General features: G+C 39.3%; 21 protein-coding genes and 1 riboswitch. Of the genes, 2 read left to right on the top strand and 19 right to left on the bottom strand.

The window, feature by feature from the left end:
- Positions 1-4: 4 nt before the first annotated feature.
- Both bglX and PT287_RS05475 read right to left on the bottom strand, forming a co-directional pair.
- Positions 5-2,224, bottom strand: a complete 2,220-nt coding sequence (gene bglX / locus PT287_RS05480; RefSeq protein ID WP_277133290.1) for a beta-glucosidase BglX — start codon at positions 2,222-2,224, stop codon at positions 5-7.
- A gap of 18 nt (positions 2,225-2,242) precedes the next feature.
- Positions 2,243-3,514 carry a PTS transporter subunit EIIC gene (locus PT287_RS05475; RefSeq protein ID WP_277133288.1) on the bottom strand — a complete coding sequence of 424 codons (1,272 nt, stop codon included), beginning with the start codon at positions 3,512-3,514 and terminating at the stop codon, positions 2,243-2,245.
- A 122-nt stretch (positions 3,515-3,636) separates the two neighbouring features.
- Between PT287_RS05475 and PT287_RS05470 the strand changes: the two genes are divergently transcribed.
- The gene (locus PT287_RS05470; RefSeq protein WP_277133286.1) at positions 3,637-4,515 is read left to right on the top strand and encodes an AraC family transcriptional regulator; all 879 of its coding nucleotides are present in this window, start codon (positions 3,637-3,639) and stop codon (positions 4,513-4,515) included.
- 86 nt (positions 4,516-4,601) lie between these two features.
- Here PT287_RS05470 and PT287_RS05465 read toward each other — a convergent pair whose 3' ends face one another.
- Positions 4,602-6,458, bottom strand: coding sequence for an FAD-binding protein (locus tag PT287_RS05465; protein ID WP_277133284.1), 1,857 nt, complete (start codon positions 6,456-6,458; stop codon positions 4,602-4,604).
- 118 nt (positions 6,459-6,576) lie between these two features.
- On the opposite strand from PT287_RS05465, the gene PT287_RS05460 reads away from it, so the two are divergent.
- Complete coding sequence (locus PT287_RS05460) at positions 6,577-7,491, top strand: LysR family transcriptional regulator (protein WP_277133283.1); 915 nt, start codon at positions 6,577-6,579, stop codon at positions 7,489-7,491.
- Between the two features lie 75 nt (positions 7,492-7,566).
- Here PT287_RS05460 and ribH read toward each other — a convergent pair whose 3' ends face one another.
- The 16 genes from ribH to PT287_RS05380 all read right to left on the bottom strand — a co-directional run bounded on the left by ribH (position 7,567) and on the right by PT287_RS05380 (position 23,616).
- Entirely contained in the window at positions 7,567-8,040 is a 474-nt protein-coding gene (gene ribH, locus PT287_RS05455; protein ID WP_277133281.1) for a 6,7-dimethyl-8-ribityllumazine synthase, read from the bottom strand.
- A 1-nt stretch (position 8,041) separates the two neighbouring features.
- A complete protein-coding gene (gene ribA / locus PT287_RS05450) occupies positions 8,042-9,268 on the bottom strand; it encodes a GTP cyclohydrolase II (RefSeq protein WP_277133280.1) in 1,227 nt (408 codons plus the stop codon).
- 10 nt (positions 9,269-9,278) lie between these two features.
- Positions 9,279-9,884, bottom strand: a complete 606-nt coding sequence (gene ribE / locus PT287_RS05445) for a riboflavin synthase (protein ID WP_277133278.1) — start codon at positions 9,882-9,884, stop codon at positions 9,279-9,281.
- A complete protein-coding gene (gene ribD / locus PT287_RS05440) occupies positions 9,885-10,931 on the bottom strand; it encodes a bifunctional diaminohydroxyphosphoribosylaminopyrimidine deaminase/5-amino-6-(5-phosphoribosylamino)uracil reductase RibD (RefSeq protein ID WP_277133277.1) in 1,047 nt (348 codons plus the stop codon). It abuts the gene before it with no gap.
- A gap of 126 nt (positions 10,932-11,057) precedes the next feature.
- Positions 11,058-11,196, bottom strand: a riboswitch (FMN riboswitch).
- A gap of 101 nt (positions 11,197-11,297) precedes the next feature.
- Positions 11,298-11,501, bottom strand: coding sequence for a hypothetical protein (locus PT287_RS05435; RefSeq protein ID WP_277133275.1), 204 nt, complete (start codon positions 11,499-11,501; stop codon positions 11,298-11,300).
- Positions 11,502-11,655: 154 nt separating this feature from the next.
- Positions 11,656-12,402: an amino acid racemase gene (locus PT287_RS05430; RefSeq protein ID WP_277133274.1), complete on the bottom strand. Its 747-nt coding sequence runs from the start codon at positions 12,400-12,402 to the stop codon at positions 11,656-11,658.
- 12 nt (positions 12,403-12,414) lie between these two features.
- Positions 12,415-13,986 (bottom strand): UDP-N-acetylmuramoyl-L-alanyl-D-glutamate--2,6-diaminopimelate ligase, encoded by a 1,572-nt coding sequence (locus PT287_RS05425; protein WP_277133272.1) that lies wholly within the window; start codon positions 13,984-13,986, stop codon positions 12,415-12,417.
- Between the two features lie 45 nt (positions 13,987-14,031).
- Entirely contained in the window at positions 14,032-15,186 is a 1,155-nt protein-coding gene (locus PT287_RS05420; protein ID WP_277133271.1) for a HAMP domain-containing sensor histidine kinase, read from the bottom strand.
- A 4-nt stretch (positions 15,187-15,190) separates the two neighbouring features.
- The gene (locus PT287_RS05415; protein ID WP_277133269.1) at positions 15,191-15,877 is read right to left on the bottom strand and encodes a response regulator transcription factor; all 687 of its coding nucleotides are present in this window, start codon (positions 15,875-15,877) and stop codon (positions 15,191-15,193) included.
- A gap of 158 nt (positions 15,878-16,035) precedes the next feature.
- Positions 16,036-17,898, bottom strand: coding sequence for an ABC transporter ATP-binding protein (locus PT287_RS05410; RefSeq protein WP_277133267.1), 1,863 nt, complete (start codon positions 17,896-17,898; stop codon positions 16,036-16,038).
- Positions 17,899-17,907: 9 nt separating this feature from the next.
- Positions 17,908-19,632, bottom strand: a complete 1,725-nt coding sequence (locus PT287_RS05405) for an ABC transporter ATP-binding protein (RefSeq protein ID WP_277133266.1) — start codon at positions 19,630-19,632, stop codon at positions 17,908-17,910.
- Positions 19,633-19,776: 144 nt separating this feature from the next.
- Entirely contained in the window at positions 19,777-20,568 is a 792-nt protein-coding gene (locus PT287_RS05400; RefSeq protein ID WP_277133264.1) for a DUF1129 family protein, read from the bottom strand.
- A gap of 9 nt (positions 20,569-20,577) precedes the next feature.
- Positions 20,578-21,678: a redox-regulated ATPase YchF gene (gene ychF, locus PT287_RS05395; protein ID WP_277133263.1), complete on the bottom strand. Its 1,101-nt coding sequence runs from the start codon at positions 21,676-21,678 to the stop codon at positions 20,578-20,580.
- Positions 21,679-21,709: 31 nt separating this feature from the next.
- Entirely contained in the window at positions 21,710-21,979 is a 270-nt protein-coding gene (locus tag PT287_RS05390; RefSeq protein WP_277133262.1) for a DUF951 domain-containing protein, read from the bottom strand.
- Positions 21,972-22,859, bottom strand: coding sequence for a ParB/RepB/Spo0J family partition protein (locus tag PT287_RS05385; RefSeq protein ID WP_277133260.1), 888 nt, complete (start codon positions 22,857-22,859; stop codon positions 21,972-21,974). Before PT287_RS05385 ends, PT287_RS05390 begins: the two co-directional genes overlap by 8 nt.
- Positions 22,837-23,616: an AAA family ATPase gene (locus PT287_RS05380; RefSeq protein ID WP_277133258.1), complete on the bottom strand. Its 780-nt coding sequence runs from the start codon at positions 23,614-23,616 to the stop codon at positions 22,837-22,839. Before PT287_RS05380 ends, PT287_RS05385 begins: the two co-directional genes overlap by 23 nt.
- Positions 23,617-23,631 lie beyond the last annotated feature (15 nt).

The raw sequence follows: 23,631 nt of genomic DNA, 5'->3' as shown, positions 1-23,631 counted from the left end.
CTTTCTATATTATTTGAAATTCTTTTGTAATTACATCATTTGAATTTGGACCAATAAATAAATGGAAACTCCCTTTTTCTAATTTTGGATGCCCAGTGTTGTCAAAGAAGCTAAAATCTGTTGCTGGAATACTAAAAGTAACTCTTACACTCGTTTTTGCTGGGACGGTCACTTTCTTAAAGCTAACCAAACGTTTCACAGGCTGAACAATACTTGCAACATCATCATGAAAATAAACTTGGACCGTTTCCTTTTGTGACCACTGACTATCATTAACTAATTTAATACTTAATCGTAAATTATCTGATTCATTTAAAGCATCAGATTCTATTTGTAAATCAGAATATTTAACATCTGCATAACTTAAACCATAGCCAAATGGAAACAAAGGCTCATTAGGAGCATCAATATATCTTGAAACGAAACGCCCAACATGTTGTGATCCTTTTTGTGGTCGTCCGGTGCTTAAATGAGAGTAATATAGTGGCTCTTGCCCTTCTGTGAATGGAAAAGTTGTTGATAATCTCCCTGATGGTGAGACCTTACCAAATAGAACATCTGCAATTGCATTGCCCCCTTCGGTTCCAGGAAACCATGATTCAACAACTGCATCTACGTCTTGTATAACATCGGTTAAAACCAGTGGTCTTCCACTGATAACAACTAATACAATTTTCTTACCTAAATTATGAATATCTTTTATCAATTTCACTTGATTTTTAGGTAAGTGGAGGTTGGTTTTCGAACCTGCTTCTCCAGATTCAAAAACATTTTCGCCAACAGCTAAGATAATTGTTTCAGCTTTCTTGGCTAAAGATAAAGCAGCTTGATGATTCTGATTTTCAGTTTCATCATCGGAAACAATTCTACTAATTCGTTCTTCATTGAGAAACCCTAGTCCAGCTAGCATTTGCTTGTCACGAGTAATATCCGTTCCTTGTGCATAACCTAAATTAGTTCCTAATATAGAACTTAAAGCGGCTTTAATAGTAACACAATCTTTTATATCTCCGTGAACTGCCCACATCCCAATCAAAGATTTTTCATCTCCATAAGGGCCAATTAAGGCAACCTTTTCATTAGATGATAGAGGCAAAACTTGATGATTATTTTTTAGCAGCACAATTGCTTCGTCAGCGACTTTACGAGCTAACTTTCGATTATCATCACTTAATGTGTATTCGTGCTCTTCAATTTCTGAGGAACCAAAATATGGATTTTCAAACAAGCCTAAATCATTTTTCAACTGTAAAATTCGCATACAAGCTTCATTAATTTTAGTAATGCTTAACTTGCCGTTTTCGACCAGTTTTTGAAGACCATTCGCATATACGGGTGACTTCATATCAATATCAATTCCTGCATCAAGCGCCTTAAAAGCGGCATCTTCTTCATCTGCAGCAAATCCGTGTTTAATTAATTCGTATACAGAAGCGTAATCACTAATAATTACGCCGTTAAAGCCCCATTGCTTTTTTAACAGATCAGTTAGCAACCATTTGTTTGCCGTTGCAGGAACACCATTCAATGTATTCAGCGATGCCATTACCATCTTACAACCTGCTTTAACAGCAGCTTTATAAGGCGGTAAGTAGTTTTGAAATAAATTACTCATAGACATATCGGCCAAATTATATTCCAGACCAGCTTCAACTGCACCATAAGCAGCATAATGCTTAACACAAGCTACCTGACCTTTTTTATTAGGTAGCTGTTCTTGTAAACCCTCTACCATTGCTTTAGCAAAACAAGAATTCAAATATGGGTCTTCTCCTGGAGACTCTAAAGTTCTTCCCCATCTCGGGTCATGTGTGACATCAACCATTGGAGCAAAACAAACTTGATTACCACTCACAGCAGCTTCATTAGCAGCTACTTTAAAGGCTTCTTTGATTAATTCAGGATTCCAAGTAGCTCCCAAACCTACTGGAATAGGAAAGATCGTCTTAAAGCCATAAATAACATCAGACATAAACAAAACTGGGATATGATGCGGCTGTTTAGCCATTTGTTGTTTTTGTAAGCGTTGAGTTTCAGCAGCACCCGTAACATTCATTATTGAGCCACTTAAATCAACTAATTTATCTGGTATACCCAATTTTTGAATTGGACCAAACGAAATATCTTTCGATTTAAAGAAATCACCAGATAATTGGATTAATTGTCCGATTTTTTCTGATAAGGACATTTCATTTAATAGCTTTTCTAATCTTTCTTGTTTCATTAATTAAATTCCTTTTTATTATTTATTAACAGCTTTTTGTTCCTCTTGCAAAGCAAGATTATCAGCATGTTTAAACCATGGGTACCATAGTAATGGAGATAACACTAGTTGAATAAATAGTTGCAATATGATAATCGAAACACTACCTTCAACTGCGGCGTATACACCTATTGGTAAGCCAAATGTGGTTTGAACTCCTGAAAAGCGAGCAACAATTCCCAACTTAACTGCTAAATATGAAATTATAATTGCAATTGTATTATTGGTAATGAATGGCACTGCAAAGTTAAAGTTTAGGACTAGCGGTGTACCAAATACAGTTGGTTCAGTTATCCCAAAAAGAGCAGGAATAAGTGCTAATCGACCTAGCTCTTTATAACGCTTGCTCTTACTTATCAAGACCATTAATAAAACTAATCCTAAAGCTGTACCGCTCCAAGTTACAATAGTGAAAAAAGCATTCCCAATAATATTTGGCAGTGGCTTACCTGTCTTTAATGCTTCAAGGTTTTGCATATCCAAAGCCATCCAAATAGGCATAACGATTGGATTAAGTACGTTGGTACCATGAATGCCAAAGAACCATAATATCTGCATTAATAGTGATACTAAGATCATTGCCCAAATTGAACCACCAATATTTTGTAATGGTGTTTGAATAATTGAAAAGATCATTTGGTGGAAACTACCCCAACTAGTTAAGGTAAAGAGATAATTAACCAGCATAGCTACAACGCCATCAACAATTGCTGGAATTAAGTTAGCAAAAGAAGCTGAAACCATAGGTGGTACCCCAGCTGGCATTTTGATAGTCCAATTGTGTTGCTTCATAAATACGTATGATTTGGCAACTAAAATTCCGACAATCATAGCTGAGAAAACACCTTGAGAAGATAACCAGGTAGTTGGAATCGCAGTAATTGCAGCTCCTTTGTCTTTAATTTGACCTAGAGGAACTAAAATCAAAAATACCATTAATGAAATAATTCCTGCTGCACTACCATCATCCCCCTCAATAAAGTAAGGCACTAGGTGTTTAGCAATTAAAAATGCAATATATAAAGCCATACCATTCAAAGTAACGGCACTGACTGCATTAAGTACATTTGCTATCCCCGTCAAATTATATTTGGCAGCATAAACAGCGCCTAAAACGGCAAACGAACCTAAGATAATTGGCCCCAGTATTTCTAGCATCGCAGCCATAATCGTTTGTAAATATTTATTTGCACCCACTTTATTTAAAAAAGGTGTAATTTTTTCAAAAAATTTTGTCATTTTTTCTTTCATGACAATTAATCCTCCTATCAACTAATATTCCCTACATTAATTATTATAAGCGTTTTCATTTTTGGTAAAATGTATATAATTAACTTAGATATGTATTTTTTTTACTTATTAAAGGTTTGGATATGGAACAATCAAAACACGAAATTATTAAGTTCAAACAAGGCTTACCATTTAAGATTTTTACTTTTCATGGTAAAAATTCTAATAAAAAAATACCTCTACATTGGCATGAGCAGATAGAGCTGCTTTTCTGCATCGAGGGACATTTAAGTGTTAGCATTTCTAACAATCAATATTTAATGACTCCAAACGACATAATCTATATTCGTTCTAATCAATTACATTCAACATTTAGTCCCTCACCCAATCACGTTTTATGTATACAAATTCCTATGAAGTGGCTACGCTATAATTTAGGAGAAAATTTTGCAACGGATTGGGATATTTCAATTAATACAGTACATGATGAACTTATATCAGATAAATTGCTGATACAGAAATTAATATATGTTACCTCACTATTAGAATCTAAAAATAAGGATTTAAGCACTAATCTAAAAATTAAAGGGGAGATTTTTCTGGTTTTGGATTCTTTAATTAAACATATTACAAAATTAGACAAAGAGACTACTTCTACTGCTAATACAGAATTAAAAATTGAAATGCTTAATTACGTTAAAAACAATTTCCAAACTCAAATTTCTTTAGACAGTCTTAGTCAGCATTTTGGCTATTCTAGTGAATATTGCTCGCGAATGTTCAAACGATTAATTGGTACCAATTTTAAAGAGCTACTTACTTCGTATCGTTTAAGCAATGCATATGACCAGTTAATAAATAGCAATGATAGTATAGAAAGTATTGCTGCTGAATCAGGATTTGTTAGTTACCGGACTATGTACAATACTTTTTTGAAGTATTACAATATGACGCCATCGCAATTAAAGCTTTTATATCAAAATAACGAAATCAATATTAAAAATAATCATTTAAAAAATTAATACAAAAGGACCAACTTCAATAGAATATTGAAAGCTAGTCCTATGTTGAAATTTAATAATTTGATTTAATTTCAGGGCTTAAATCTCTAAAGAATATTCTTTTGACTAACCCTACATTCCACTACTTTATTTAACGAATCCTTAACCGCTTCTTTAATCGCCTTACTTGTTTGTGAAGCACCAGATACAGCATCAACATCATAAGTGTTAGCTGCAATCATTTTCTTTGGAAGTTCTTGAACTGCCTTTAGTCCATAATCATCGCTCTCAGTTTGCTTTAACACTTCAATATTGGCAATCTTACCATCATCGCTAAGAGTGGTCCGAACAACTACCCCATCACCCATTCCTTGATTACTATAGCCAAGGTATTGGTTTTTACTAGTTGAGTACTTTTGATTATCTTCATCACTAGTTGCATCAAAGTTAGGATTAATACTTACATCATTTAAGTTAATTCCACCTGAAACTGGCAATTCTTGCTTAACAGCTGCCGCATTTTCACCAGCAATTTTACCAGAGATCAGACAGTCAGCTACATTACCACCAGTAGTATATTTATTAACAAATGGTGCGCCTAATTCACCTGCTTCATACAAGTGCGGAATAGGTTGGTTATCAGGATCAAGCACCTGAGCGTGATCATCACGACGTCCCCCACCTTGTGTATTTAGCATATTTTGTCTTAAAGCAATTGCATAATATGGGCCATTCTCACTGAATTCACGCAAAGTTTGTGGTTCGCGATGAAAGGCGTAATCCTTTCCTTGCTCAACCATAAAATTAAACTCTGCAATGGTATTAGTAAGTGTCTCTGGCTTCTTGCCAATCTTTTGCGCTAATTCAGTTATCGATGATGCCTTAATCGCTTTTTCCAAGAAACCTGGAACTTTCAAGCCATCGTCTGGTTCATTCTTCAATTCATCATATTTTTGTTGGTCAAAAATCATGTAAGGATGGTTTTGGTTCAACGGCACAACCCAATCACCATGATTATAAATATGACCATGACGATTCATTTCTGCTTCGTTAAAGTAACGTGTACCATCATCGCCAACAACGATGACACTACCAGTGGAGCTTTCTTGCCAAAAGACATTCAGAGCATACGTTGAACGCGCGCCTTCTTCTTGTCTTAATGACAACCCGTGGAATTGACCTAGTGACTCAAATGAACGCATATTCCATAATTGTGCGTTTACTTCTTCGAGCATCTTAATGCCGTCACCCTTGTTGTACAAAGTACCAATTGGTGACAAGTAAGAGGATTGCAAGAAGCCTTGGATCATATCTTTATTATTTTCAAAACCACCAACGGCTAAAACAACCCCATTATTCACTTTAATATTGCGCAAAACATGGTCACGTTCAATTTGAACGCCAATCACCGTTTTAGTAGCGCCATCTTGAATTAAATGTTTTGCAGGTGAAGCATACCAAACATCAATTTTATCAGATCGATCTAAAACCTTTTGCCGTAAAATCTTCCACAATGCTGCATCATCAACACCACTATGTACCAAATAGGCATCATAAGAATCCGCATCAGGTAATTCTGGATATTCTGTCACATAAGCAGTTGACGGCGTATTAGCTAGCAGCTTTTTCATGCTCACAGGCTCGACGTCTAAATATTTTCTAAAGTAATCACCCATGTTAGCCATGCCTTCAATTAAGGCATTGAAAACTTTTTTGTCAGGCTTTAATGGTGCTGCAAGGTGTTCGTGATAATTTTTCAAACCTTCAAAATCAGTCCCAGCACCGACCATTTGACCTGAATATCTTGTATTACCACCTTCATGTCCTTCTGGAGCACTGTCTACTAGCAAAACTTTTGCACCATTATCTGCTGCAAACCTTGCTGCAGTAGCACCAGCACCACCGAATCCTAGAACGGCAACATCATAAACTGCATCCCATTGAAATTTTTGATTATTAACCATAAGTAAACCTCCTATCAGTAAGTTCTTGTTCACGCTTTCATTAAATACTATAATTGGTAATATGTGAAATACTTAATTATTAAAATCAATATTACAAAATAGGTATAGGTAAATATTAATGAACAATCGCTTATTGATTTTTTTGGAAACATTAGAAAACAGCAATTCAATTTCGGAAGCGGCGCAAAAATTGTACTTGAGTCAGCCCTATCTTAGTCGCGTCATTAAAAAGTACGAACAAAAATACAATGTTATTTTAGTTAAGCGCGATACTAAGCCAATCAAATTAACACCGGCAGCGCACCTATTAATTAAATATTTACGGAAAAACTTGCAGCTGCAGCATCAATTAAAAGTAAAAATGAAGCAGTATGAAAAAAATTATTTCCCTACCTTACAAATGGGAATTACACCGCCATTAGGTGAAAGATTCAACTTAGTCGTATTGCCGCAATTATTTGCAAAGTTCCCTAACCTGCAAACCAAAACTTTCGAATTAAGCACGGCAGATGCCGAAAAAGCCTTTCAGGATGGGCAATTAGATCTTTTTGTCGGCAACACGATTCTCCTACCAAATGTTAAAAATGAAAGCTTATACACTTCAGCACAAGTTTTGGTTCTAGGACGGCACTCACATTTATACGAAGCTGGTAAACATGAAATCAAGCTGTTAGCTCAGGATTTAAATAAAATCAATCACGAAAAATTTATCGTGACCGATGGTGAGCGAGGCTACCAAGCAATTATCAACAATTACTTTAGCAACATTGGCCTAGAATTCTATCCCACTATCCACGTTCGTGATTCCACAACTGCACTTAAATTAGCTGAACTAGGATTAGGAAATATGACGACCAGTATCGAAGCTGTTAATGAGCAAAAGCCGTCTAATATCAACTATGTCCGTCTACCTAGACATGAAATTAACGTTAGTTTTTCTATTTCCACAATCAAGTCGCAACCAAAACTCACAGATGAAATTAACTACGCAACGCAAATTCTAAAAAAAGATTTTGTCGATAAAATTATTTAACATCACAAAAAAGCCATGACTTCTTCTCAGTCATGGCTTTTTAAGCATGTATTTATGTAAGAAAAAATGGCAATATTACAAATTGTTGATTTGCTCTTCCAGGCTTAAAACCTCTAAGATATCCGTTGCGCATTCAGCACCCTTATTACCAGATTTACCACCAGCACGATCAGTTGCTTGAGCAACAGTATCGGTCATTAAGACGCCAAACATTACTGGCACTGGGCCATTAGCAGTGGCTGCTGCTAATTGTGATGCTGTACCTTCACAAACATAAGTATAGTGGTCAGTTTCACCGCGAATAACTGCGCCCAAAGCAATAATGCCATCGACCTTGCCACTTTTAGCCAAACAGTTAACAGTCCGCGAAATTTCATATGCTCCTGGCACGTGAACAACAACGATATTGTCGCTAGATACACCGGACATCTTCAATTGTTCCAAAGCGCCGCTAAGCAAGCGATCAGTCACAACACCATTAAATTTGGCAACCACAATCCCAATTCTTTTATCTTGCTGTGCCACTAATTTTCCTGTCAGTTCTTTCATTTTAGTCTACCTCGTTTAAAATATGATTCATTTCGTGCTTCTTGGTGCTCAAGTATTGTCTGTTTTCCTCAGTGAGACCAACTTCCATTGGAATTCGTTCCACTACCTGCACGCCAAAGTTTTCTAACTGGGCAACCTTATCTGGATTGTTAGTCATTAATTTAACTTCTGTGATACCTTTTTGGCGTAAAATTTCGCCAGCAACATTATAGCGGCGGGCATCAACAGGCAAACCTAATTGCTGATTAGCTTCAACAGTGTTCATGCCTTCATCCTGCAATTTGTATGCGCGCAATTTGTTTTCCAGACCAATTCCGCGGCCTTCTTGACGCAAATACAGCACGGCACCCGAGCCATTTTCTTCAATTTTAGTCAAAGCTTCTGCCAGTTGTGCACCGCAATCACAGCGCTTAGAACCAAAAACATCCCCAGTCAAACATTCACTGTGCAAACGCAACAAGAGTGGCTCACCCGGTTTAATTTTACCCTTACTAATTAGCAATGTTGGCTGCTTGTCTGGGTGCTTACTATCTCTAAAGCCTTCAAGTTGGAAATGGCCATATTTAGTTGGAAAATCAACTTTAGTAATGGATTCAATTGCCAAATCTTTATTTTCTTGCCGTTTACGGTATTCAATTAATTCCTCAATTGTCAAGTAAGGAATGCCCAGCCCTTCTGCTAATGCCTTCAAGTCCTTACGGCGAGCCATCGTACCATCTTTTTTAATGCATTCACAGATAAATCCGACTGGGGCAACTCCGGCTAAACGAGCCAAATCAAGTGCGGCTTCAGTATGACCAGTCCGCTCTAAAACGCCGCCTTCTTTGGCAACCAATGGAAAGACGTGACCAGGATGATAAAAATCATCCCATTGACTATTAGGGTCTGCCAACTTTTTAATCGTTTTAGCCCGATCAAAAGCAGAAATTCCCGTTGTTGTCTCGGTTGAGTCGACACTAAGAGTAAAGGCTGTACCGAAAGTATCATTTGAACCCGTTTCAAGTGGACTTAATTGTAAGCGGTCAGCGTATGCCTTACTCATCGGTACACATAATAGGCCGCGAGCTTTAGAAATCATGGTGTTAACCATTTGCGGGGTTACTTTTTCTGCCAAACCAATCATGTCACCCTCAGACTCACGTTGTGGTGAATCTGCCACGATAACCAAGCCACCATTTCTCATATGATCAAAAATTTTGGCCATTTTTTCGTTTAATTCGTCCTTCATTTTTATCCTCCTAAAATTCTTTTTTCCACGCCTGAATCTGCTTAACTGCGTAACGACCAATCATATCAACCTCAATATTAACGTGATCGCCAACCTGGCAATTAGCTAACGTTGTATTGGCAATAGTAAACGGAATCAGACTAACGCCAAAGACATCGTTTTCTGCCATTGTGACCGTTAAACTAATACCATCAATTGCGATTGAGCCTTTTTCAACAATATACGGATCATACTTGTGCGGCACTTGGAAGCGCAGCTCGATTGAATTTTCTGTTTCTGTACGCTTAATTAATTCCGCCGTTGTATCAATATGACCAGCAACAATATGACCGTCAAGCGTGCCGTTGACACTAACGGATGGCTCCAAATTAACCAAACTGCCATTAGTAAGGTTGCCTAAGTTTGTTCGCTTCATTGTTTCTGGCATTACATCGACCGTAAACTCATCATCATTCCAAGCGGTAACTGTCAGACAAATACCGTTGACCGCAATACTGGCGCCAAGTGGCAGATCTTTTTGGGCCATTTTGGCTGAAGTAATACCTAACTTGGCATGCTTTTCTGTAATGTCTAAGCGCGTAATTTTACCCGTGCCTTGAATTATTCCTGTAAACATTTATCCTCTCCTTGCGCAAATGCGCACATCTTGACCCAATTGTTGGACATTAAGAAGTTGATACTGCAATTTAGTACTTAAAGCTGGGCCAACTGCTGCCGGTAAGCCGGTACCGCCTAAAACTTGCGGAGCAACATAAGCAATAATTTCATCTGCCAAGTCAGCGGCAATAAATTCAGCTTGAATCTGGCTGCCACCTTCAACTAGTAGTGACTGGATTTCACGCTGCGCAAGTAACGCCACAATTTTTTCTGGCGTCCATTTTTCAGCCGTTAGACATTCAACGTTTTCGCCTATTTTTTTAGTTAATGGTTGTTCACTAAGCAGCCAAATTTGTTCCGGTAATTGAAATAATTGCTTAGTAAAATCAAGTTGGTTGGCATCCCGCGTGACTACAATCCTAATTGGCGGAATTGGCAAATTCTTAATTCTTACTGTTAATTGCGGATCGTCAATGCGTAATGTGTTAGCACCAATTAAAATCGCTTGATTACGGCACCGCAGTTTTTGGACATCAATTTGGGCTGCATCACCTGTTAAAAACGTTCGCTTCTGCTTAGCTTCATTAATTTTGCCATCAAGTGACATCGCATACTTGAGCGTGACAAACGGGCGCTTTTTTTGATAGAAAAAGTTATAGCGCTCATATAACTGCTCTACACCGCCAATTACTTCGGTTTCAAGGCCATGCTCATTTAAATATTGCATCCCCTTGCCGCCGACAATTTGATGCGGATCTACCTGACCAACTACCACACGCTTAATGCCAACTTCCACTACACGCTTAGCACATGGTGGCTGCTTGCCGTAATGGCTGCATGGCTCTAGCGTCACGTACAAAGTCGCACCTTGCGCTAGGCTTGGCTTAGCTAAATGCGACAACGTGTTAATCTCGGCATGCTCTTTACCATATTGGTGGTGGTAGCCTGTTGCCAATACTTGCCCATCTTTAACCAAAACCGCACCAACAAGCGGATTAGTCCAAGTCGCACCCTGTGCTTTTAAAGCTTCATGAACGGCCATCTGCATGTAATCCTTGTCTTGCACTATCTTCACTTCCTAAATACACAAAAAAAGACCCCGTTGATTATTTCAGCGAGGTCCATTCATTATTAACCAAATATGATTTCAGCGAAGTTCACTCAAAACGACGCGAGTCAAATATTAGTCGTATTTGTTCTTCTCCCATCCAGACTTTAACTGTCGGTGCTAGACTCACACTAGCTCCACCGCGATGTACGCGGGTCACGGACTTCAGCTTACTTAGGCTGTCACCGTCGGTCAGGAATTACACCCTGCCCCGAAGAAACCGTATTCAATTACTTTAAGAATAAGCTAGACGTTACAAAATGTCAATAGTTAAAGTTACAAAAGGTAATTAAAGACAAGCTCCTTCCCCTTGGCTCTAGTAGTTTAGCTCAATAATATTTCCCAATCAGTCAAACTTACTGGCAGATTGTTATTTTTAATAAAGTACTTTTTAAACGCCTTACCAAAGGCTAATTGTTCTTGATCGCGATGTTGATAGATGTCCCTAAGGGTCAAGCAGGCAGTTACTGCCAAGTTAACAGCCAAAATAATTAATAAACCAACCAGTATGTATAAAAGATAAAGCATCGTCCTACCTCTTTTGCAAATATCATTTAGTATTGTATTACTTACATAATACACTAAACTATAATTGCAAAATTGTCAATCAATTATGTGAAATCGATTACAATTTTCCGTAAAAAAAGAAGAATCTGGGGTTTTCAGATTCTTCTTTTTAACTTTAATACAAATACTTTTTAGTAGCCTCTTTAGGATCCATTCCTGCACGTATTTTCAGCGACAATTCAATTGCCACATCAGCAATAATTGATTGTGGATCAATCACGTTGTATGGGTGGTCCGGTGCCTTTTCCTGAGCCAAGGACAATTCCGTACAGCCAAGCAAAATCACGTTACAGCCATATTTATCATGCATTAATTGCAAAATATGATGGTATAAATCGTGATCAACTACGCCTTTTTCCTTGATATTAGCATAAATTAGTTTAGTTACCAGCGGTTGAATTTCTGGTCCGCCAAGCTCAACCTCACGCCCAACTGCCTTAATCTCATCGGCATAAAGATGGTCATAGATCGATCCTTCGGTTGCAATTAGGCCAATCTTAGGTTCATCCGGGTACTTTTCAACAAACTTGTGCACGGCAATGCGCATCATGTGCAAAAACGGAATATCCGTCAATTTGGCAAGGTCATCGTAAAAATAATGCGCGGTATTACACGGCATAACGAAAAAATCAGGCCCCAATTTTGCTTGTCCCAAAACATCTTCACGTAAGTCTACCAAACAATTAGGCTTAGTATGATCCTTGATATACGCTGTTCTATCTGGAATTTGCGCATCATTAACCAAAATATAATTTAAATAATCTTGATCCTTCGCAATTTTTACCCGATGATTCAATAACCGAACGTAGCTTTCAGTGGCAATTGTCCCCATGCCACCAATAATACTAAAAAAATGCTTCATTTTTCTGCTCTTTTACTTATTAAAGTGCTCGCTCTGACCTTCCAATTCGTCAATGACTTGCTGGGCAACAACAATATCTGATGGATACGGGGTATCAATACCGCGCACCTTTTGGAAACCATCGGCACCCTTGCCGCAAATTAACACAACATCGCCAGAGTGAGCCATACTGATCGCATCATGAATGGCTTTCGTGCGGTCAAGTTCAATCGTTACATCAACCTTGGCATGATCGATACCGGCGTCAATTTCTTCTGCAATATCCTTCGGATCTTCAAATCCCGGATCATCTGACGTTAAAAAGGCCTTGTCTGCGTATGCATTTAAACTTTGACTAAAACCAGGTCTGCGCGACACACCCTTATCTCCGGGAGCACCAACGACCACAATAATTTTAGGATTATTAAATTCGCGCTGCATAAAGCTCATTAACGCCATCATCGATGCTTTATTATGCGCATAATCAACCACAACAATCCCATGATCCTTAGTTACTTCCGTTTGCATTCTGCCCGGCACAGTAACGTTACTAATTCCCTTGGCAGCATCGGCATAATCTAGACCAGCTAACCCAGCACCGATAATTGCGGCGGTGCCGTTTGACTCGTTAAAGTCACCCAGCATCTTCAACTTATAATCCCCAGCAATTGCCAGTTCCTTAGCCTTATCTGTTGCGCACAAAACTTGGAAGCGGGTTTCTGCCATATCACTTTCTTCTGAAGAAAAGCGGAAGTCAATCGGTGCCTTCAAGTTAGGATTAGTGAACTTTTCATCCGCAAATAGATAAATGCTATCCGGATCTGTCGTCGTTGTTGCGGCAGCGTAAATTTCGTCAAAGTGATCACTTTGAGCATTGATAATACACTTGCGTGCATTAACCATCAACTGTAATTTGCAGTGCAGATAATCCGCAAAGTTAGGGTGTTCATTCGGTCCAATATGGTCCGGTGAAATATTTAAGAAAAAGCCTAAATCATAAGTTAAACCAAAGACACGGTTCTTTTTATAAGCCTGGCTGGAAACTTCCATTACCAAATGCGTCATCCCGTTATCAACCGCGCGCCGCATATCACGGAATAAGTCCAGCGACTCCGGCGTTGTCAGACTCGACTTGAAGCTGTCTTCGGGTTTAGTCCCAACAACATCATTAACTGATGAAATCAGCGCTGTCTTGCCACCATTGACTTGGTCCAGCATCCCCTTTAAAAAGTAAGCTGTCGTGGTTTTACCCTTTGTTCCCGTAATGGCCACAACAAATAGGTCATCTTGAGGAAAGCGGAAAAACGCTGCTGACAGCAGTGCCATCGCTTTAGAAACATCGCGCACAATTAACGCGTGCATCCCCTTACCCTCTGGATAAGGCTGCTCGGCAACGTAACAATTAGCGCCATTATCCTTAGCCATTGATAAGTAAGTCGGCCGAAAGCCAGCACCCTTGCAGAAAAACAAGGTGTTAGTTTTAATGTCACGTGAATCGTATGATACATATTCCATCTTAGTCGCGACAGTATCTTGAACAGCACTCGATTTTAGCAAGTGGTGTTCTTTCAAAATTAAAATACAGGTATTTAAGGAAATACTCATTCTGTGCCCCTCTGTTTTTTTATCTCAGTCAAAATTATAACACAGCTAGCCAGTTGTTTTATCATTCTTTAGATCTAACGGCAATTGAATAATAAAGCGCGTCCAGTCATCATCGGATTCACAGCGGATTTTACCATGATGCAAATCGACAATACTTTTGGTAATTGATAATCCCAAGCCTGTGCCGCCAGTCTGCGTATTGCGTGAGGTTTCTACACGGTAGAAGCGCTCAAAAATTTTCTTCAGTGACGCCTGCGGAATCTTGGCACCGTTGTTTTCTACCCGCAGTTCAACCTCATCGTCATTGACTAAATTAGCAATCAAATTAATCTGACTTGCACCGCTGCCGTACTTGAGTGCGTTAGTAATCAAATTATTATAAACTCGCACCAATTTTTCCGGGTCTGCCTGAATCGTCAAATCCTTTGGACGCACCGCAATTTGAAACTCGATGTTTTTTTCTTCAGCTTCAAATTCAAACCCCGCCTCTACTTGTTCTAACATTGAAAAAATGTGCAGTGGCGACAGATTTAATTTTGTCGTGGTTGATTTAAGCGTTGTATATTCAAGTAAGTCATGCGCCAAAGACTTCATCTGCTCGGCCTTGGTATAGGCAATATCCAAGTACTTTTGCTGGTCCTTAGGATCTGATACTCCCGTTTTTAACAAGCCCAAATAACCAATAATTGACGTTAGCGGCGTTCGAATATCGTGCGAAACGTTACTAATCAGTTCATCTTTGGACTGTTCAATCGCCTTTTCCTCATTAATTGCGGTCACCGTACTATCAACGAGGGAATTGATTGAGTCAATCACCTTCTGCAAGTCGGTCTTCACCTTAAAAGATATGCAATGGTCAAAGTGCCCTTGCGCAATATAATGCAATTCTGAAATCACGTGGCGTAGTTGCATCTGATGATAGCGACGAATTAAGCGCCAATACAGCACAATTAAATCGCCGGCACCCATTAACAGCAAAAAGGTGTGTTGCCACGACCACATATGCCGACCACCAAAAAACGTGATAGTTTTTTTAAGAAAGTAAATGCCATTAATCAAATTCTTATCGCGTAAAATTGTCAAATTGACCAAAATAATAATTGATAAGTTAAGTAGCAGCAGTAATACCACCGTAATGACGCCTTCAGCAAACAGTTCACTCTTTTCTGCAGCTGTTAACTTGACGCGTTCTTTTTTCATTTAATTACGCCTCGACTTTGTAGCCAACTCCCCAAACAGTCTGAATGACATCTTCGCCGCCTGTCGCCTTTTGGATTTTATCGCGTAAGTGCGACACGTGAACCATGACGGTTTTAGCAGAAACAATCGACTCTTGCTGCCAAACACGTTCAAAAATCTCATCGGCTGAAAATACCCGGTTAGGATGGCTTGCTAGCAAATATAAAATACCAAACTCCAATGCAGTTAACTGGATGTCCTTGCCGTCAATTGTCTTAACTTCGTGTGAATCGCGGTTAATCACTAACGGTCCAACCTCTAAGACATCGGGCTTTTCATCCTTAACCTGCTTTTGACTGCGCCGCAGTAATGAACGCACTCGAGCCATCACTTCCAACGGATTAAACGGCTTTGACACATAATCGTCAGCACCTGTAATCAGTCCTTGAATCTTATCCATATCGCCAGTCTTGGCTGAAACAATAATAATCGGAATGTCGGAATCCTTGCGTACTTCTTTAATCACATCAATTCCACTCATATTCGGCATCATGACGTCCAAAATCATTAACGCAATATCTGGCGTAGTCGTTAAACGGGTAATTGCCTCCTTACCACTATATGCCGCAACTGGCGTGTAACCTTCATTTTTTAAATAAATGCTCAACAACTCAACGATTTCTTTATCATCATCAACAACCAAAATTTTCATAGGGCGTATCCTCCCCTTTATTTAAGTTCTATTAATCATCGGGCACTAAGGCCTATGCTTAACATTTTAATCATTTTTAAGGTCAAAGCCTACTAATCAGGCATAATTTTATCTTTTTATTAAAAAAGAGCTGAGAAACTCTCAACTCTTTAGCAAAACTATTCAATTTCTTTCTTACCAGTGTATAACTCGTAATAGTAGCCCTTCTCCTTAATAAGCTTATCGTGGTTACCGGCCTCAATAATATGACCGTGGTCAAGCACAAGGATTAAGTCAGAGTTAACAATTGTGGATAATCTGTGGGCAATAACGAAACTCGTCCGGCCAGCAAGAAGGTTATCCATCCCAGCCTGAACCAATTTTTCAGTTTGCGTATCAATACTCGATGTTGCTTCATCCAAAATCATTACGGGTTCGTCAGCAATCATTGCTCGCGCAATACTGAGCAGTTGCATTTGTCCTTGAGACAAGTCCCCACCGTTACCGTCAATAATTGTCTTGTAGCCGTCATCCAAATGATGAATAAACTCGTCAGCGTGCGATAAGCGAGCTGCTTGGTAAACTTCATCATCACTAGCTTCTGGATTACCAAAACGAATATTATCCATAATAGTACCCGTAAACATGTGCGTATCCTGCAGAACGATAGACAGTGACTGCCGCAAGTCGTCCTTCTTAATCCGCGTAATCGGAATCCCGTCATAAGTAATTGTTCCCGACGCAATTTCGTAGAACCGGTTAATCATGTTGGAAATCGTAGTCTTACCAGCACCAGTTTCACCAACCAAGGCAACCTTCATTCCCGGCTTAGCATCAATTGAAATATTGTACAAAATCTGCTTATCAGGTGAATAGCTAAAGTTAACATTGTCAAAAACAATGTGACCCTTAACCCTAATTTTCTTAACTGAACCGTCTTGTTGCGGTACATTCCAGTACCAGCTACCCTTAATGTCCTCATCTTTAGAAATCGTAACGTCACCATTATCAACTTCAACTGGTTGGTCTTCTAATTGGAAGATCCGTTCAGCACCGGCTAAGGCCATAACGATTGAGTTCAATTGTTGCGAAATCTGCGCAATTGGCATTGCAAATTGCTTCGATAATTGCAGGAAAGCACCAATTACACCAAGTGATAATGGCGCAATCTTATTAATGGCAACAGCACCACCTAGAACTGCAATAATAACATAAAGCAGGTTACCAACGTTACCCATAATTGGGAACAAAACTGTGGCGTAAGTGTTAGCCTTACCAGAAGCATCCCGCAAATTTTCATTATATTTGTCAAAATCTGCTTCAACTTCTGGTTCATGACTGAAGACCTTAATAACCTTCAAGCCGCTTAGCATTTCTTCATTATAACCGTTGACTTGACCCAATTCTTTTTGCTGAAGCTTGAAGAAGTGAGCTGAGCGCGTAGTCAAAAACTTAACAATCCCAATTGACAAAGCAAAGATAATCAACGTAAAAATGGTTAATTGCCAACTCAAGCTGAACATTGCAGCCAAAACAAAGACTAAGTTCAATGTTGAGTTCATAAACTGGGGAATTGACTGCGAAATCATCTGCATCAGTGTATCAATATCGTTAGTGTACCGACTCATGATGTCGCCGTAATCATTTTCATCAAAGTATGAAATTGGCAATTGCTCCATGTGACTAAACATTTCGTTTCTGACTCTGTACTGCGTCTTTTGCGCCAAAACGGCCATCAAAACAGCAAACAGATAGTTAGAAATAAAACCAATTGCATAAATACCAAACATAACCTCAATTGCATGGAGTAATGGCATAAAATTCGGTTGTGCCTGCTTCAATAATGGCATGATGTAATCATTAATTAGGCGCTCAATAAATAGTGACCCTAAAACATTCGCACCAGCCGCTAAGACAATCGCAATCATTGATGTGATGAGCATCCATGGACTAGTAGTTGCGACTAACTTAAGTAACCGCCACAAAGTAGCGGAACGCTTACCATCCTTACTTGCATTTTTATTTTCTATTGCGTTATCCAAATTGCTCACCTACTTCTTTTGCTCTTCTTGGAACTTAGCAATTGAACTGTAAAGTTCATTGTTCTTCATCAATTCGTCGTGAGTTCCAATATCTTGAATTTTACCTTCATTCATCACAACAATTCTGTCTGCATCCTTGATAGAAACAATCCGTTGCGAAATGATAATTTTAGTTGTTTCTGGCATATTCTTAGCCAAGGCTTCCCGAATTTCACGTTCAGTCTGGGTATCAACAGCTGAAGTAGAGTCATCCAAGATTAAAATCTTCGGCTTCTTTAACAGAGCTCTGGCAATAGTAATTCTTTGCTTTTGCCCACCAGATACGTTAGTACCGCCTTGTTCAACCATTGTGTCGTACTTGTCAGGCATTTCTTGGATGAAGTCGTCTGCATGAGCTACCTTGGCTGCCGCAATGACTTCTTCATCAGTGGCATTCTCGTTACCCCATCTCAAGTTGTCCTTGATTGTCCCAGAGAACAAGACATTATTTTGTAAAACCATGGCAACGTTGTCGCGCAAGGTCTTCAAGTCGTATGACTTAACGTTGTGTCCTGATACCCGTACGGCACCAGAATCAGTATCGTAAAGCCGAGGAATCATTGACACCAACGTTGACTTCGATGATCCTGTCTTACCAATCATCCCGATTGTCTCACCCGGCTTAATGTGCAAGTTAATGTCGTTTAAAGCCAAAGCCTTATCATCATTGTCATACTTAAAGTTCACATGATCAAAAATCACTTCACCATTATTAAAGTTAGTCAATGGCTTGTGTGGATTTTCAATTGATGGCTTTTCATTAATTACGTCAGCAATTCTTCGACCACTAGCACCAGAAATAACTAATTGCGTAAAGATCATCGCTAAAATGTTCAGACTGTTTAAAACAGAATTGGAGTATGAAAACATAGAAATTAATTGACCGGTTTGCAAACCGCCACCGACAATTTCTTTAGCACCAAACCAGCAGATAGCTAGGTTAGAAATGTTCAAAACAGCCATTACGATTAATGAGTTCAAAGACATAATCTTTTGTGCTGTTGAGAATAATTTGTAAATAAAACCAGATGACTTCTTAAATTCAGCCGTTTGTGGTTTTTCCTGGACATAAGTCTTTACTTCTCGAATACCGCGAATGTTCTCCCGAACTACTTGGTTCATCCGGTCATAACCTCTAAAGATCCGTGGGAAGTATGGGTAAGCACTCTTAATCACCACTGCCAATAGCAGAATGAAAATTGGTGCTAGCACAACAAAGATTAACGACAAACGCGGGCTGATGATAACTGACATAATGACTGACACAATCAGCATCATCGGTGCTCTAACCGCAATTCTGATGATCATTTGGTAGGCCATCTGAATGTTGTTAACATCCGTCGTCATCCGCGTTACCAGACTAGCACTTGAAAACTTATCAATATTTTCAAATGAATAATCTTGAACATGATAAAACATGTCCTTGCGCAAATTAGCGGCAAAGCCGGCAGCAGCGTGAGCTGACACGTAACTAGCACTAGCCCCTAAAATCAGTGAAACAATCGTCAAAACCAGAAGAATCATGCCCCATTTAGTAATGTAGGCCATATCCCCCTTCATAATTCCGTTATCGATTAAAATACCGACCAAATACGGGATTAACATTTCAATGATAACTTCACCCGTGACAAATAAAGGCGACAGTAAAGACTGCTTCTTATACTGCCGAATTGATTTACGCAGTGTGTTAATCATTAAATACCTCTTTCTTTTATGTTAAACAATTATATTTTCATACATGCAAAAAGCTTCAAAAAAGGATAAACAGACAACTCAAGTCTGTTTATCCTTTTTAGCATTTGATAGTTTAGTATAATACTCTTATAGACAAAAAGCACACTATTTGCTTTTTACAGTCGGTGTAAAGACTGAGCCAATAATCTGGTAATGCCGTCTAAAGAGCCAACGTAAACCATAAGCAACTGCTGCTACAATAATGTTTGCAAATCCTGACAAGACTGGATTAATAACCCGCAAAGCCGGGATTGACAATACCCAAATGAGCACAAATAAAATTGCTAACATGGCAACCATGCCCAAGATTAACTTAGTCCACGGAATCTTTTTGTTTCCTGTCTGAGCAGGAATAACCCATTCATTATACTTAGTCATAAAGACTCCCATCATCGCCCCAACAACTAAGAGAGTCAAAATTCCCATTTGTGAGCTTTGCGCACTTGCCTTTTGGTTGGTTTGGAATAAGGCAATCACGCCAAACAAGCCAACAAAAATTGCAATGTACAACAAGGCACTATCAACAGCATATTGCCAGAACGGAATATCTGCTGCTGTGCGTACTTTGGGCTTTAACATATCAGCAGCCTTTAATTTAGGTGCCATATTGTAGTAGGTGCTAGCGGGTTGACCATGATGTTGCGCCACAACCAATTGTGGCAATATCTCATCGACCTTACTGGCCGCTTCAGCTTGACTGAGCTTACCTTGCAACTCCAATTCTTTTTGCAAGCGGAAAACATAGTCAGAGTTCTTATTGCTCAATTCCTTGCGCAATTCTGCCGGCTCAAGCTGCTTAACTTGATCATCCTTATTCTGACTTTCAATCTTATCTTTTAACTTTTCCTGCTTATTAGTATCGATTTTTGCTTGTTCTTCTTTTTTCTCTTCTGCCATTATTTTGTCCTAAACGTTAAATCTAAATTCAATAATGTCGCCGTCTTGAACTTCATAGTCCTTACCTTCAAGGCGTAATTTACCAGCTTCCTTAACCTTTTGCATGGTTTCAAACTGATCCAAGTCGGTGTATGAAACAACTTCTGCTCGAATAAAGCCACGCTCAAAGTCTGAGTGGATAACACCAGCAACCTGTGGAGCCTTCATCCCTTCGTGGAATGTCCAAGCCCTAGTTTCTGGACCACCGGCTGTAAAGAATGTCCGCAAGCCTAAGATATGGTAAGCAGCTCTGATTAAACGGTCAAGTCCGGATTCAGTAACACCTTCTGCTTCCAAAAATTCGGCTTTTTCGTCATCATCAAGGCCGGCAATTTCTTCTTCAGTAGCAGCTGAAATACCTAAGCATTCCGCATTTTCGCTTTCGGCGTGCTTCTTAACAATTTGATAGAATTCATCACTTTCTGGATCAGCCATTGATTCTTCGGCAATGTTAGCCACGTAAATTACTGGCTTGTCTGTCAATAGGAAGAAGCCCTTGACCAATTTTTGTTCATCATCAGTAAATTCAATTGACCGAACTGCTTTGCCATCTTCCAAAACTGGCTTGATTTTTTGCAAAACTGCATATTCAGCCTTAGCTTCCTTGTCATTTTGCTGGGCAATCTTCTTAACCTTATTAATTCGACGGTTAACAGCATCAAGGTCGGCAATTGCCAGTTCCAAATTAATAGTGTTGATGTCTTCTTCTGGATCAACTTTACCGGTAACGGAAGTAATGTTTTCATCTTCAAAAGCCCGCACAACGTGAATGATGGCATCAGTTTGACGAATGTTCTCAAGGAACTTATTACCTAAACCTTCACCCTTTGATGCACCCTTAACTAGTCCAGCAATATCAGTAAATTCAAAAGTGATATGGACAATTTTCTTAGCCGGAATGAGTTCCTGAATCCGTGCAAGCCGCTTATCAGGTACTTCAACCATCCCTACATTTGGCTCAATCGTCGCAAACGGATAGTTGGCCATCTCGGCTCCAGCTTTAGTAATTGCATTAAATAACGTAGACTTACCAACATTCGGCAAGCCGACAATCCCAGCAGTTAATGACATCTTTATCCTCTTTTTCTATTTAAAATCTTACTTATTCTTGTTTAGAACCCGGTCTGATAATTTCATCTTTGGGAACATAAAATTCCTTTTTGTTATTGACCGGATCATTTGCCTTAGTCAAAATCTTTTTCAAATTATGAGTAAACTTGCCGCGCGGCATCAACACCACATGTCCGCAGCCCATGCACTTGAGTCTGATATCCGCACCCAGCCGCAAAACTTCCCAATCGTTAACTTTGCAGGCGTGGGGCTTTTTCATCTGAACGGTATCAGCTAAATTATAAGCAATCTCTTTATTCATCAAGATCAACACCTAAAATATCAAGAATCCGGTTCAATTCATCAACCGAGCTAAAGCCGATTGATAAATGACCCTTACCCTTCTTGCTTTCTGAAATATTGACACTTGAACCTAATTTATCAGCCAATTGGTGTTCACTAGCCCGAATAAAAGCAGACTTGTGCGTTGTTTTCTTGGTTTGCTTTTTAGCATTCAATTGCGCTACCAATGCCTCAACTTTACGCACCGGCATGCCTTCCTTAACAACTTGCTTTGCAACTTCGTCAATCTTATCCTTATTCTTGAGTCCCAATAAAGTTCTGGCTTGACCCATTGACAATTGCCCGTATTGCAGTAAGTGCTTTGTCTTTGTCGGCAAAGTCAATAAGCGCAGATAATTAGCAATATATGGCCGCGACTTGCCCATTCGTTTGGAAACTTCTTCTTGCGTTAAGCCCAAGTTTTTTTGCAGCATTTCGTACGCCTGAGCTTCCTCAAGTGGGGACAAATCCTCACGCTGCAAGTTTTCCAAAACGGCAACTTCCATCATTTGACCTTCGTCAAAGTCACGTACAATTGCTGGGACAGTCGTCTTTTTAGCTAATTTTGATGCCCGAAAACGCCGCTCCCCCGCAATAATCTCATAGCCGTTAACCGACTTACGCACAATAATTGGTTGAAAGACACCATTTTCTTTAATTGAATCAGCTAATTCCTTTAATGCTTTGTCATCAAAGTTCTTCCGCGGCTGGTATGGATTGGGCCGAATGTCACTTAGGTCAAGATCGAGAATTTCTTCTTCGGTTTCTTCAACCTGGGGTTCATCCTCAAATAAGGCTTCAATACCACGACCAAGGCCGCCCTTTTTCTTTGGTTCTTTATTTCTTGAGTCTCTTGCCATTATTCTTTAGCACCTCTTTTGCTAAATCATCATAAACCTTTGCACCACGGGAATTAGGAGCATATTCTGCAATTGATTGACCATAACTTGGTGCTTCTGCTAGTTTAGTAATCCGCGGAATAATCGTCTTGTATACTTTTTTAGCAAAGTACGATTGAACTTCCTTGACTACTTCGGCACCCAAGTTAGTCCGCGCATCCAGCATCGTCAACAGGACACCCTCAACACCCAAATCCTTGTTAAAGTGCTTTTGCACTAAGCGAATTGTATTTAATAGCTGGCTTAAACCTTCCATTGCGTAATATTCACTTTGAACCGGTATCAAAATCGAGTCCGATGCCGTAAAGGCGTTAATTGACAGCTGTCCAAGAGACGGCGGACAATCAATGAAGATGAAGTCATAATCGTTACTAACAACATCAATTGCCGACTTCAATCGGGTTTCTCGCGCCATCATGCTAATCAGTTCTGTTTCTGCTCCAGACAAGTTAATTGTGGCTGGTACTAAATCAAGATTTCGATTTGAAGTATGGAAAATAGTGTCTTTTAACGGTACATCATTAATCAGTACGCTATAAATATCATCATTAATTTCTGACTTTTCAATTCCCATTCCGGAAGTCAAGTTTCCCTGGGGGTCAATATCAATAATTAAGATATGATAGCCACGTTCAGCCAGAGCTGCCGACAAGTTAATTGTCGTCGTTGTTTTACCAACACCACCCTTTTGGTTAGCAACCGAAATTACTTTTACCATTTTTGCTCCGCCTTC

Origin of the sequence: Lactobacillus sp. ESL0679, assembly GCF_029433515.1 — a bacterium.
Classification (GTDB): Bacteria; Bacillota; Bacilli; order Lactobacillales; family Lactobacillaceae; genus Lactobacillus.
This window is presented reverse-complemented; position numbering and strand designations above follow the sequence as displayed.